This is a genomic window from Methanospirillum sp. (assembly GCF_028679455.1).
Taxonomy (GTDB): domain Archaea; phylum Halobacteriota; class Methanomicrobia; order Methanomicrobiales; family Methanospirillaceae; genus Methanospirillum.
The window spans coordinates 1-11,754 of the sequence record NZ_JAJRBM010000227.1 but is presented as its reverse complement, the minus strand read 5'-3'; the positions used below and the strand labels follow the sequence as shown (position 1 = coordinate 11,754).

Annotated in this window: 13 protein-coding genes; 3 read left to right on the top strand and 10 right to left on the bottom strand. The window is 45.3% G+C overall.

Annotated features, from left to right (window positions below; translation table 11 throughout):
• The 5 genes from LUQ50_RS07380 to LUQ50_RS07360 form a co-directional block, all read right to left on the bottom strand.
• Nucleotides 1-1,015 (bottom strand): radical SAM protein (locus tag LUQ50_RS07380; RefSeq protein WP_300038440.1); only part of this gene is annotated, 1,015 nt, incomplete at its 3' end.
• A complete protein-coding gene (locus tag LUQ50_RS07375) occupies nt 1,012-1,500 on the bottom strand; it encodes an AsnC family transcriptional regulator (RefSeq protein ID WP_300038437.1) in 489 nt (162 codons plus the stop codon). The genes LUQ50_RS07375 and LUQ50_RS07380, both read right to left, overlap by 4 nt.
• Nucleotides 1,497-1,991, bottom strand: a complete 495-nt coding sequence (locus LUQ50_RS07370) for an Lrp/AsnC family transcriptional regulator (protein ID WP_300038434.1) — start codon at nt 1,989-1,991, stop codon at nt 1,497-1,499. Before LUQ50_RS07370 ends, LUQ50_RS07375 begins: the two co-directional genes overlap by 4 nt.
• Nucleotides 1,988-3,067, bottom strand: a complete 1,080-nt coding sequence (locus LUQ50_RS07365; protein WP_300038431.1) for a radical SAM protein — start codon at nt 3,065-3,067, stop codon at nt 1,988-1,990. Before LUQ50_RS07365 ends, LUQ50_RS07370 begins: the two co-directional genes overlap by 4 nt.
• A 213-nt stretch (nt 3,068-3,280) precedes the next feature.
• Complete coding sequence (locus LUQ50_RS07360; RefSeq protein ID WP_300038428.1) at nt 3,281-3,418, bottom strand: hypothetical protein; 138 nt, start codon at nt 3,416-3,418, stop codon at nt 3,281-3,283.
• A 152-nt stretch (nt 3,419-3,570) separates the two neighbouring features.
• On the opposite strand from LUQ50_RS07360, the gene LUQ50_RS07355 reads away from it, so the two are divergent.
• Nucleotides 3,571-4,623, top strand: coding sequence for a sensor histidine kinase KdpD (locus tag LUQ50_RS07355; protein ID WP_300038425.1), 1,053 nt, complete (start codon nt 3,571-3,573; stop codon nt 4,621-4,623).
• A 96-nt stretch (nt 4,624-4,719) separates the two neighbouring features.
• Nucleotides 4,720-5,433 (top strand): DUF169 domain-containing protein, encoded by a 714-nt coding sequence (locus LUQ50_RS07350; protein ID WP_300038422.1) that lies wholly within the window; start codon nt 4,720-4,722, stop codon nt 5,431-5,433.
• 189 nt (nt 5,434-5,622) lie between these two features.
• On the opposite strand, the gene LUQ50_RS07345 is transcribed toward LUQ50_RS07350, so the two are convergent.
• Nucleotides 5,623-6,150: a type IV pilin N-terminal domain-containing protein gene (locus LUQ50_RS07345; RefSeq protein WP_300038419.1), complete on the bottom strand. Its 528-nt coding sequence runs from the start codon at nt 6,148-6,150 to the stop codon at nt 5,623-5,625.
• Between the two features lies 1 nt (nt 6,151).
• Nucleotides 6,152-6,763 carry a type IV pilin N-terminal domain-containing protein gene (locus LUQ50_RS07340; protein ID WP_300038417.1) on the bottom strand — a complete coding sequence of 204 codons (612 nt, stop codon included), beginning with the start codon at nt 6,761-6,763 and terminating at the stop codon, nt 6,152-6,154.
• A 230-nt stretch (nt 6,764-6,993) separates the two neighbouring features.
• On the opposite strand from LUQ50_RS07340, the gene LUQ50_RS07335 reads away from it, so the two are divergent.
• The gene (locus LUQ50_RS07335; RefSeq protein ID WP_300038413.1) at nt 6,994-7,911 is read left to right on the top strand and encodes a DUF4198 domain-containing protein; all 918 of its coding nucleotides are present in this window, start codon (nt 6,994-6,996) and stop codon (nt 7,909-7,911) included.
• A 424-nt stretch (nt 7,912-8,335) separates the two neighbouring features.
• Here the strand turns inward: LUQ50_RS07335 and LUQ50_RS07330 are convergent, their stop codons facing one another.
• The 3 genes from LUQ50_RS07330 to LUQ50_RS07320 form a co-directional block, all read right to left on the bottom strand.
• Entirely contained in the window at nt 8,336-8,647 is a 312-nt protein-coding gene (locus LUQ50_RS07330) for a nucleotidyltransferase domain-containing protein (protein ID WP_300038410.1), read from the bottom strand.
• 277 nt (nt 8,648-8,924) lie between these two features.
• The gene (locus LUQ50_RS07325; protein WP_300038407.1) at nt 8,925-9,734 is read right to left on the bottom strand and encodes a hypothetical protein; all 810 of its coding nucleotides are present in this window, start codon (nt 9,732-9,734) and stop codon (nt 8,925-8,927) included.
• 147 nt (nt 9,735-9,881) lie between these two features.
• Nucleotides 9,882-11,754, bottom strand: a 1,873-nt coding sequence (locus LUQ50_RS07320; RefSeq protein WP_300038404.1) for a cobaltochelatase subunit CobN, incomplete at its 5' end; no start/stop codon positions are given.

Here is an 11,754-nt window from a genome sequence, read left to right as displayed (position 1 = left end):
CCGGGTCGTTCCAAATCTCTGAAAATCGTTTTTCCCGGATTGAACCAATATGAAACTCTGGCATCTGGGCAAACTGGCAGGGGTACACATCTCCGGACGGGGTAATATTGGCAACCCTGATACCGGCACTACACCCCCCTTTCATTGAAGAAACCAGGTTTATTGCTTCAGGAAGATCTTCTGAACCTTCCTGCTCCATCCACTGAAGCAGGTGAACGGCATCCTGTGGTCCATCTACCGTGAGAAATTCCATAACCGACGGATCTGTCTTTTTTGCATACTGCTGGAGAAGATCCAGGGCAGAGAAGACCTCTTGTTCTGATAACTGAAGCTGCCCATACGAGTCTGCACCTCTTCCTGAAGGGACAAGCCAGTATACGCAGAACCGGCATGCACCAATCCGAAGTGCCAGATCAATCAGACACCCGAGTTCATGGAGATTATCCCGGGTGAGGGTTACCCTGACTCCGCATCTAATACGTGCATCTTTACAAAAAGAAAAGGCCTGCACTGCCCGATCAAATGCCCCAGGGGAATTTCTAAACTTGTCATGGGTTGCAGCCGTAGCCCCGTCAAGTGAGATTCCCACATATCCAATACCTGCATCACGGATTTTTTGGGCTATTTCAGGAGTAATGAGAGTGCCATTTGAACTTAGGGCAGTCTTAATCCCGAGAACATGTGCATGACCTGCCAGTTCCCAGATATCCGGTCTCATCAGCGGTTCGCCCCCGGATAACAGAAGCACGGGGACTCCGAGAGCTCCACAATCATCAATGAACGATATCGCTTCACTCGTGTTAAGTTCATCATCAGCATCCTGATCCGGGCCTGAAGAGTTGTAACAGTGTGAACACAAGAGGTTACATCGTCCGGTCAGATTCCAGAAGATTACCGGTCTGATGCTGGTGGAGGAGTACGCGAGGAATTCCGGTCTTATTTCTTTCGTTTGGGAACCGGTCATCATTATACTGATGGTACCTTTTCCATGGAGACACTGAGTTATCCGATTCATGATTCTGGCCCTAAATCATAGACCCTGGTATGTGGAGTCCGTTTATACTCATCTGTACTAAACAACACAACATACTCTGCATATCCTGTCTTCTCTGCAATCATGGAAATTTCCCTGAGTACCTGATCATGCGACCATCCGTGATGTACGGTATAGATCGAATATTCCCATCTTCCTGGAACCTGGCTTCTTTGGTAACAATGCGTCACTTCCGGAAATTCTGAGAGGAGGCTACCTGCTGCATCCGCTTCTTTCTCAGAAATATTCCATGCAACTAACGCATTTGCGATGATCCCCACACTTCGCTGGTTGATCCTGACTCTCAATCTCCTGATAATCTGGTTCTCCTTCAGGATGGTGATCCGCTGAATCACCTCATCCTCAGAAATACCAAGGCGATTCCCAATTTCAGTATATGGATGAGAGACCAGGGGGAGACCATTTTCCAGCTCCGCGAGAAGACGCTGATCGGTCTGATCCATCATTCCCCTCCATCAGGTCTTTGGGTCAGAGGGAATTTCACATCAATCTTAAACCGCTTTCTGGTCTTCAGATCGAGCATATCTTCAGGATGAACCCCGGTCTCTGCGAGGATAGCCAAGGTAATCTCGTTGAGGCGGGTGGTTGAGTCTGCTGCAAGAGTAAACCAGAGATTAAACTCGTGGTCCCTTCTGAAGTTATGAGAAACTTCCCGATACCCATTAATAACGGTAGCGATATCGGATATTCTCTCTTCAGGCACTCTGAGTGCTATCAGGGTGGATACTATCGTCCCTCGCTTCGCTGATTCAAGGGTTGGAGAGATTCCCCGAAGAGTCCCTGTCGTCTCCATCATAGTGATCCTCTTGAGCACTTCTTCACCTGACATCCCAATCTGATTTCCAATATTTTCCCAGGGATTATGAACCAAAGGAAATTCTTCCTGAAGAGCATGTAGCAGGAGGAGATCTCTCTGATCGATATGCCTGGGAATCATGTTTCACCTTCAGGAACGTACGGGCAGAGTGGATCTTCAGCACAAATTTCTCCATCGATGTTATGAGGTTCTACCAGGCTGCCACACGATTGTGTCATGTTACCATACCGTGAGAATGCCCGGGCCCGGCATCCCCCACATATTGACTTATACTGACAGATCCCACAGGTTCCGAGAAGCCGATCATAATTCCGGAGTGCAGCAAATACTTCAGAATTTTCCCAGATATTTAAAAGAGGAGTTTCCCTGATATTCCCGGCAATGACGGGAAGATATGGGCATGGAGTAACATCCCCATTCGCGTATATCCGGCAATAGAAGATCCCGGCGATGCATCCTCTCCCCCACCTCGGATCAGTAATTCCCATCTCCTCAGCAACCCTGCGGAACTGGGGGATGCAGGTCGGTCGCAGGGATACTCCGCTATTGCTATTGGTATAGGTACGGAGCATGTGTTTGAGTAATTCCTCATAAGCTCCGTACCGCTGATAATTTTCCTGTATTGATCTCCCGGTAGGAACCGGAATAAAGACCTGATAATTACGTACACCAAGTTCTTTTCCCAGGGTGACCACCTTATCAAGTATCGCGGAATCGGGGGTAATAACCGTCATATTGATCTGTACCTGCATCCCTTCCCGGATACAGGAGCGGATAGCGTTGATGGCCTTGTCAAAGGCTCCCGGACACCCTCTGAAGGTATCATGAATCTCCGGGTCTGCGGAGTCAATACTGATAGCAATACTTTTGATCCCGGATCCTTTGATAAGGGAAGGAGTATTCTCATCAAAGAGAAATCCGCTGGTTCCCATAGCCATCGTAAGGCCAAGACTGGTTCCATAGGAGGCGATCTCGAAGATATCTTCCCGCATCATGGGTTCACCTCCACTGAGGATCACGATCGGACTCCCGAGTGCTCTGATCTGATCCAGAACACCAAAGGCTTCTGTAGTAGAAAGAGGATGAGACACTTCGTGTTCTCCTGAATCAGAGTAACAGTGAGGGCACCGGAGAGGACAACGGAGGGTAAGATTCCATGAGATGAGTCTGAGTGATGGAGTGTGGCTAGTTCCCATTGGTAATTAAGACTTGATGTCAGGGTGATTAATTCTTTATGATATCCGATCAGCGAATGTGGGGGCGGTGTAAAAATAGGTATATTCCCGAAACAATGATTCAGATGAGCAATTGAAATTTAAATTGTTTAAAAAGATCACATGAGAGATTATTCCGGTAATACCATCACCCCCTTCTCAAACGTAAAGAGATGAATATATGCAATACCATATTCATGTTCTCCCGTTCCGGGTATTTCTGAAGAAGAAACACCGTTCGTCTTCTCCATTGCCTTGTTCCGGGTAATCAGAGATGATCACATCAAATATCTGTTTATTGATACCTTCTACTGCTTTCGTGGCTCCGGGCATAGTTGTGACGGTGAAATATCGAGGTGCTCAAGAAACAGTTTGCCGATCTCAAACCGGTCAGGTTCATCGTCATCTTATCGTACCTGTAATATTCCCGTCATATGGTACGGCAAATCTATTAATAAAGGCCAGATTATCATTACTACTTAAGAATGTCAGGAGAAACGCGAAGTTACTGCCAGTACCTTATTGTTCATTCAAAAGCCCTGGCCCTGATTATTTTTATACTGCTCGCCATTGTTCTGGAATATGTTGTTCATTACGTACTGCAGATCTCCATCGTATACACTCACCTGTTCTACCCCATCATCATCATAGCAGCAATCTGGTACCAGAAAAAAGCATTATGGGTAGCCCTCTTCTTTGGATCTCTTCATATCCTGGTAACGTATCTGGGAGAAGGCTCAATCTCTCCAGATTCTGTCTTTCGGGCGATTATGCTCTGCGTCTCTGCATTTCTCGTCGGGTGGGTTGTCCAGTGTATGATCCTCTTTCGCGACGAAGAGATCAGTCAGAAACATGAACTTGAAAAAACACAGGCCTCATTTCAGAATGCAAACAAAAAACTGAATATCCTCTCCAGTATCACCAGGCATGACATATTAAATCAATTGACCGTTCTCCTCGGATATCACGAGATTGCAGAGGAGATGTGCACTGATCCAAAATTCCTGGAAATCATGAAGAAAGAACGGGATGCAGCAGAGATTATTCAGAAGCAGATCGAATTTACCCGGCATTATCAGGACATTGGTATAAAGGCCCCCGTGTGGCATGATATCAACGAGGTATTACAGAAGATCAGAACCGATTTGCATAATGATTCAATCGCATTACACTCACCCACGGCCAATCTTGATCTGTATGCCGACCCGCTGTTCCCACTCATCTGTCAGAACCTGGTAGAGAATTCAATCAGACACGGGGAACACGTAACAAATATTCAAGTTACCTATAAACTGACTGATAAAGATCTTATCCTCATATACCTGGATGACGGGATAGGCGTTCCCGATAATGAGAAAGAAAGAATTTTTGAGCGTGGATATGGGAAACATACCGGTATGGGCCTCTTTCTAACGCAGGAAATCCTGGCCATCACCGGACTTTCCATTCGGGAGACCGGAGTATATGGAAAAGGAGTCAGGTTTGAGATTCGTATTCCTGACGGTTCGTTCAGGATCTTTGATTCCCTGAAAGAATAATCAGGTATTCTTACAAACCCATAAATTCACAATTGTTAAACTACTTTCGATATCTTTATACGGGCAGGTGCTCCTGTTACCTACAGGGGCAATCATATGGAAGACGTTATCAGAACGAAAATTGACTATGCTCAAGTTGACCGTGTTTTAAAAGACCTGTTGCACATTGACGGTTCACCGGTGGCAGTTAAGTTTGTGACGAGTGAAGACCATCTCCCTGCAGGGGTTCCTCATATCGGGGAGACGATCACCCACTGCCAGATGGTGAACAAGGCAAGGAGGGACGGTGCAATATTCTATGCTACAAATGAGAATCACGCCTGTATGGGAGGAGCATGGGCGATGGGACTCAGAGAAATCACCGCGACCCTCAAGACTGGAGAATTCTATTACAAACTCGGAAAATATGACAGCTGGCCGTCATGTAAACGAACCATCGACCGTATTCCGCATATCCAATCAGGGGCCACCTATGCAACGGCCTACGCTCCACTTGAGAAGACACCGTTCGACCCGACCATTGTACTGATTATTACGACTCCAAAAGTGATGTTGAAACTTGCACAGAGCAGCCTGTATCACCTTGGAGGCAGATTAAACGCTAATTTCGCCGGAATTCAGTCTGTATGTGCCGATGCATCAGCTCAGGTCTATCTTACCGGTGCAGTAAACTTCTCACTTGGGTGTGATGGTTCCCGTAAATATTCTGGAATCCATGAGAGTGAGATGGTGATGGGAATCCCTGCTGAATTGCTCCCTATGATTATCGAAGCACTTCCTGTTGTTGTCGGAGCACCCGGTTCATCGTAAGTATAATTTCCTCCTTTTTGACAGTTGGGAATTTCTTTCTGTTCTCCTGCTCTCCTTGATTATTTGATACAACTCCACATGTCATCAATTAAGGTAAGGTGTAACATAAACAAAACTCTCAAAAATGATATTTTTTCAATTTGTCCAGTTATAAATTTGGTCAATACCAAATTTTCACGTGGATAGATTTTATCCCTCAATGAGAACTTCATTTCGGGAGATCATGGTGTTTTTATAGTACATCTCCAGGAAGAACGTGTTACCAAGATTCTGCGTCTGATTAAACCAGTACGGTGAGTACTGAGAATCAAGAATATCTGACTGGAGGTAGGAGAGATTGTGTTCCCCGGACTTATTCGTAATATAATTCACATCACCGGGTTTGAGCGAAGTGATACCAGTTGCCCAGGATGAACCATTCACATCGGTAATATACCGTTTTTCAACCTGCGAAGAATACTGTGAAGCATTTCGTCCAAAGGTCTCAGAAGGTCTTACCATTACCTTCACAATGGATATGGGGAGTGGATCACCGCTTACCTGCCTGATCTCCATTCCTTGCGAAATGCTATATTTTGCCTGTAACGTGACTGACGGAGCTTTTGATTCGGTCTCCATGAGACCTCCGGCATAACTGTTCACAATCGCTGCGATGATCAGCGTGAGCGTCAGCATCAGAAGAACTCCAATCACCGGAGAAACAGCCTCTTCATGCATCTTATGTCTCCGCTGTGATCTCTTTATCCGCGATAATAGAACCGCTTGGAACATGCACGAACTGAATTCTGATCGGAGTTCCATCAGTAATGCCCCCAGGTGACTGATCCCAGTACTGGGTCAGCACTGCATCCATCGAAGTGGTTACGGAATTATTTACATTCATCCGAGTTCCCGCCAACAGGGTATAATTCCCAAAATTCGAGGAACCATCTCCTGACTGAACACCAGGTCCATATCCCAGTGGGTAGGTCTTTCCGTCGGCATTTACGAAATTCGGGATAATTACACACCGGTTCGTCTGCTTACTCTGGTTTTTCCATTCGGTCTGGAGTTTCAGATCACTGGTGTGAATGCCTTCACTCACTGAGATCACCCTGATCTCCAGAAAACTGTTCGCAGGTGTTGCCGTGTCATTCACCATCGAAGCTTCGAATAACAACTGAGGAGGTTTTTGCTGACTTTTTGCGATCCCTCCGGTAAAACCACTGATGATTGCAGCGAGGATAAGGGTCACGGTGAGCATCAGCATGATCCCAACTACCGGTGAGACTGCGGGCTCTTTCCAACCATGAACCGGTCCTTTTTTCCGTGTATTGCTCTGATCATACATCTGAATATCCCGGGACAGGGGACTGTACATAGTATATAATTAGTTTTTAGACTACTTCAAAATATGTTATAAATTTTAAAGAATCGTAATACCAATTTTAAGTAATTATCTAACATTTTGCGTATCAAACAATTTAGGAGAGGATTTAGGGCATGGATCTAAAAAATAACATCACAAGATTTTGTTTCAAGTATGATAATTTATACATATAGTATGAACAGATAATATGTATGCATGAAACGTATTTTTTTATAGCGACAGTATGCCTCCTCTGCATAACCGGTCTGTTGCCGGCATCTGCACATGAGAGTTGGGCAATCCCTGAGACCTCGTGGGTGAACACAGGAGATATGGCATATTTCTTTGTCGGAAGCAGCCATCTCTTCGGGACAAGTGAGGAACTTCCTGCAGGGTATATGACTTTGGATCTCCATCATCAGGACGGTTCAGTGGATTCAAAAATTTCTGATGATGTCAACGGCACCCAGGACTGCAAAACAATGGGTTATTATAAGGTATTTGAGTTCCCGATTGAGAAAAGTGGTTTGAACATCCTTGATCTTTATCACACCGAAGGCACGTGGACTCACATTGTTACAAATCCTCCGGATACTGAAGGTGGAGAATGGATCAACAAGCCGGTTGATGCGATTGATCTTGATTCAATGAACAAGACCGGATGGGCTGACGACTGGTATATTGAGCGTTCGTACCCAAAGTATGTCTACTCAAAGACTTTTATCGCCGGGCCTGATGCTGACTTCAGTGCAGGAAACAAACCTCAAGGCCAGGAATGGGAGATTGTTCCCTTAAGTAACATTACCACTGCTGGAACCGGTCCGTTTGAGGTACAGGTTCTCTATAAGGGCAAGCCTTTTGAAGGAGCTGCCGTGAAAGCAGCAAAGGTAGGAACCCCGGAGAAAGATATCACCATTAATGAAACCTCCAATGTAGAAGGAAAAGTAACCCTGAACCTTGATGCTCCAGGAAAGTGGGTCATCAAGTCTGATACCGGAACTGATGCACGAATCACCACCCTCAAAGATGAGGCCCGTGGATCGGCATCAACAGAAAAGAGTATTATCGGGCCGGTATACCGGTATGCCCTGGTGCTCAGTGATGAGTATCAAAAACCAGAAGGGGAGTAATTCTCTCTTTTTTCGTATCAAATCACCGACCTCATGAGCAGGCATTGCGAAATTTGGAGGATCGACGAGTGAAAGGGGATTTCCCTTATTCCGGATTTCAATCTTGATAAATTGATGTACCTTCATACAGAACGAGGGAAGAGAATTCTGCATTATCCCCCATACTACATCATCAGATATTGTACGATAGGCATGAGTGAGACGATTTCAGAAGGAGATGATACGAGGAACTTCAGGAAAATGTTTTTTCTCTTCTGGAAAATTTGTGGCCAATTGGTTTAACGCTTCACCGATGAGGATGAATTGGCGTTCCACTGCTGATTTTCGCATCGGGGCAGATAGGTGTGAATAGCAATCACATCCGGAACTAAAGGAATGAATGTACTCACATGATTGTTTAAGATCATAGAGATAGACTTTGATATCAGGTGAGTGCATACAGAGATTCCTGTGTTGACGCAAATGATTCTCGCAGATGTGGGTTGGTAACCGCACACATCTCAATCAAATCAATTGGATAGCCGAACAAATCCTCAAATTCTTCGAGAATGCTAAAATAACTTTCTGCATGATCTGCAGGGCTCATGGATTGAAATTCAATAATGAGATCGATATCACTTATATTGGGATCCCAGGTACCGGAAAGGCCCGATCCAGTTAGGCTCAGGGAACGCACCTGGTGCTCTGCACAAATCCGCTCGATTTCTTTCTTCTTATCAAGAATTAGCTGGATCATACTTTTCTTTTAGCGGTATTATCTGATAATAATTCCTCAAATCTCCCCGAATCACATCCCAAAACAGTGCAACTTTACCGCCAATTATTTGGTTAAAACGAATCATTCCCCCACAGAAGAAGGGACCAGATTATCCAAACCAGGTGAAGATATTTTGGTAGGCGGGTTAAAAATTATGATTTTGTAGTTCATCCGACACAGGCCGGACAGTACTGAACCGATCCGTGTTTTTCAGATAGTATCTCCTCCTGCTCGATATTCCCTCTCACCTTATACGCTAATACGGCCCTTCTCCTTCAGGACCCATCTCTTCTTGCGTCTGAGCCGGAGGCTGGGTTACCACAGGTGCAATATCAGCGGTCTTAACTGTATAATCCATGGTAGCAAACTCTCCTTCTATACTCATATAGTGCCTGCCATCCCGGTAGATGGTCATAATCTGAGTCTCCTGATTCGGATATCCCCGGTTGTATCCCCCCTCTGCAATAATATTCTGCCAGGGATCAAAGATCGTAATTTTCGCCCAGACATCCAGAGGTGAGGTAACATTCGGGTGGACCGTATAGGTTATGGAGAACGGACCATGAGTAATATTCAGTTGTTTACCGATAGCAAATCCAGCCAGACCGACTGAACCGGAAAAGGTGTTGTTAAGTGGCTGGCGGAAATTATGCGAAGTATCATTCTTCAGTATCGAGGAATGATTTAACGGAGCCTGCCAGGGAGGTAACACCATATAAGGATCCCAATCGGTCACGTTTGAGACGGGGGTTGGTTCGGGTGTTAGCGTAGCTTCCGGCCCCATCCCAACCGGAGAAAAGTCAGGTGAAGGTTCATCCGGATACGGTGATTCTCCAGAATCGTTTTGGGAGATTCCTTCAGTAGAAGGAGTTGCCGGCATATTGGCAGGCATTTCTTCGCTCCCAGGTGGTGGGCTTACCGGGTCAGGGATATATTCCCGGGCAGTCTCTTCCGGATGAGAGAATAAGGGAATATTCGTGCATCCACAAGTCATGGTGATTAGGACTAACACACCGGCGAGCACAAGTAATAGAACGGATTTCGTGATTTTCCCGGATTCTGTCATTAGGATTTCTACTGGTATTCTGGATCTCATTCAGGCCAACTCATAAAAATATGATATTTATGTACCATCGGTAATTCTCAGCAAATCAAAAATCATGTTAGTTTTCAGACATAGAACTTCTGCAGGTCAATAATTTATAGAAATTGGTTATTTGGAATATTTTTCATGAACCTTTGCCAGGAGATCTTTCATCGGCTCTCCCCAGGTGGAAATTTCATCAGAAGTAATGATATCCACACTTCCACCCTGAAAATCACCCTCTCCTACCTGTTCTTCCATCCACGATTCTATCTGCAGATAATTATTTTTCAGTTCATCAAGCACCTGTGGATCTGCTTCCCAGAGTCCACGCTGGTTTGCTTCAAGGAGCCTTCGGGCAATCTCTTCCAGAGCATAAGGATTGTTCTCTTCAAAGAATTGTCGCATCTCTTCATCGTTGACAAAAGTTTCGGCAATATCATCAAAGATCCAATCATCAACTTCTTGGGTTGAAGCTTCCCATCCGTATACCCGGGTGATACGTTTCATCATATCGGAGGCACCTTTATAGCCGTGCTCTTTCATCCCTTCAATCCATCTGGGATTGAGGAGTTTTGTTCTGACTACCCGGCGAATCTCGTCGCTGAGATCCGTTACCCCAATCGATTCAGGCTCCCTGGTATCCCCATAATATGGTTTTACTTCATGTTCTGAATAATGCCGTGCTGCAGCGGTCATTCCCCCGTGTGTTCCGAAGTAACAACAGCATCCAAGCAGGTCATACTCGTCAGATTGTACCTTATTAAAGGTCACTGAAACAGTAGAGAGATTCGCTGCAAGATCTACATGGGCCTGTTTTCCCTGAATTCCTTTGCCATATGCGTATCCGTTCCAGGCTACAAAAATATCCGCAAGATCTGCTTCCGTCTTCCATGCACTTGCAAGAACCGCAAGATTTACTCCGTTTCCATATGTTCTCGGGCGGGATGAAAAAATTCGTAGCGTTGCATCCCGTAGGGTAACCCCATCTTCCTCCATGCGTTTCAGAGCATGTTTCCTGATGAAATTTTTGTCAACGGGTTCATCCAGTGCAGCCACCGTCATGACTGCTTCATCCACCAGTTCATAGCAGTTACTGAAATTGTCCCTAAGAATTCCCGAAGTCCTGATTGTGATATCTATCCGTGGTCTGTTGAGCTCTTCGAGCGGGACAACGATGAATGATTTGACCTGACCACCGGTCTGCCATACTGGTTTTACTCCAAGCAACCACAGAAGTTCAGAGTACATTTCCCCATCTGCAGACATGATATCGCCGGCCATCCAGTAAAATGCCACATTTTCTGGAATACTGCCTTCTTCATCCTGATATTTTTTTACGAGGGCGTCAGCAAGTCGTTGTCCAACCCGCCAGGAAGCCTGAGTAGGAACACGATACGGATCGAGCGAATAAAAGTTTCTCCCTGTCGGAAGAACTTCTTCATGACCACGCGATATCAGACCCGAAGGTCCGGGTGGAATATATTTCCCTTCAAACCCGTGAAGGAGTGATTCAATCTCCTTTGATGATTCAAGGCGTTCATTTATATCAAGAATCCGAACTTTTATTGATTCAAGGTCCTTTGTTTGTTCTCCGGTAAGATGCTGTGAGAAAATCTGTCCGAACTCATGTATGAGTGGATCTGCAAGTACTCCGGTAATAAATTGTTTTGTTACGGATTCCAGGTATTCAAGTAATGCACCGTACGATTTCTGATAAACATCAGACCAGTGATCCGGATGATTGAGAAGATCAGTCAGGTCAAATCCCAGGATGTCGGCAATAATCCTTCTGGGAGAAGGATCACCTGCATCAAACCTGATAATTGAATTGATGAAATCCAGCCGTTTTTCTCCTGACGGAACCTCCCCAAAGATATGCATGCCATTTTGTATCTGTGTGTTCCTGATCCGGGAGAGTGATTCATGAGCCTTTGCAACCAGTTCCTCAAGTGGTGTTTCATGGGATATGTGCATATCCTTATCCAGATGTGCTGCAGAT

Bases quoted from the DNA above. Each gene is read 5' to 3' on its own strand.
- LUQ50_RS07375 (WP_300038437.1), bottom strand. From the start codon at position 1,500: ATGATGGATCAGACCGATCAGCGTCTTCTCGCGGAGCTGGAAAATGGT.
- LUQ50_RS07370 (WP_300038434.1), bottom strand. From the start codon at position 1,991: ATGATTCCCAGGCATATCGATCAGAGAGATCTCCTCCTGCTACATGCT.
- LUQ50_RS07365 (WP_300038431.1), bottom strand. From the start codon at position 3,067: ATGGGAACTAGCCACACTCCATCACTCAGACTCATCTCATGGAATCTT.
- LUQ50_RS07360 (WP_300038428.1), bottom strand. From the start codon at position 3,418: ATGCCCGGAGCCACGAAAGCAGTAGAAGGTATCAATAAACAGATATTT.
- LUQ50_RS07355 (WP_300038425.1), top strand. From the start codon at position 3,571: ATGTCAGGAGAAACGCGAAGTTACTGCCAGTACCTTATTGTTCATTCA.
- LUQ50_RS07350 (WP_300038422.1), top strand. From the start codon at position 4,720: ATGGAAGACGTTATCAGAACGAAAATTGACTATGCTCAAGTTGACCGT.
- LUQ50_RS07345 (WP_300038419.1), bottom strand. From the start codon at position 6,150: ATGCATGAAGAGGCTGTTTCTCCGGTGATTGGAGTTCTTCTGATGCTG.
- LUQ50_RS07340 (WP_300038417.1), bottom strand. From the start codon at position 6,763: ATGTATGATCAGAGCAATACACGGAAAAAAGGACCGGTTCATGGTTGG.
- LUQ50_RS07335 (WP_300038413.1), top strand. From the start codon at position 6,994: ATGCATGAAACGTATTTTTTTATAGCGACAGTATGCCTCCTCTGCATA.
- LUQ50_RS07330 (WP_300038410.1), bottom strand. From the start codon at position 8,647: ATGATCCAGCTAATTCTTGATAAGAAGAAAGAAATCGAGCGGATTTGT.
- LUQ50_RS07325 (WP_300038407.1), bottom strand. From the start codon at position 9,734: ATGACAGAATCCGGGAAAATCACGAAATCCGTTCTATTACTTGTGCTC.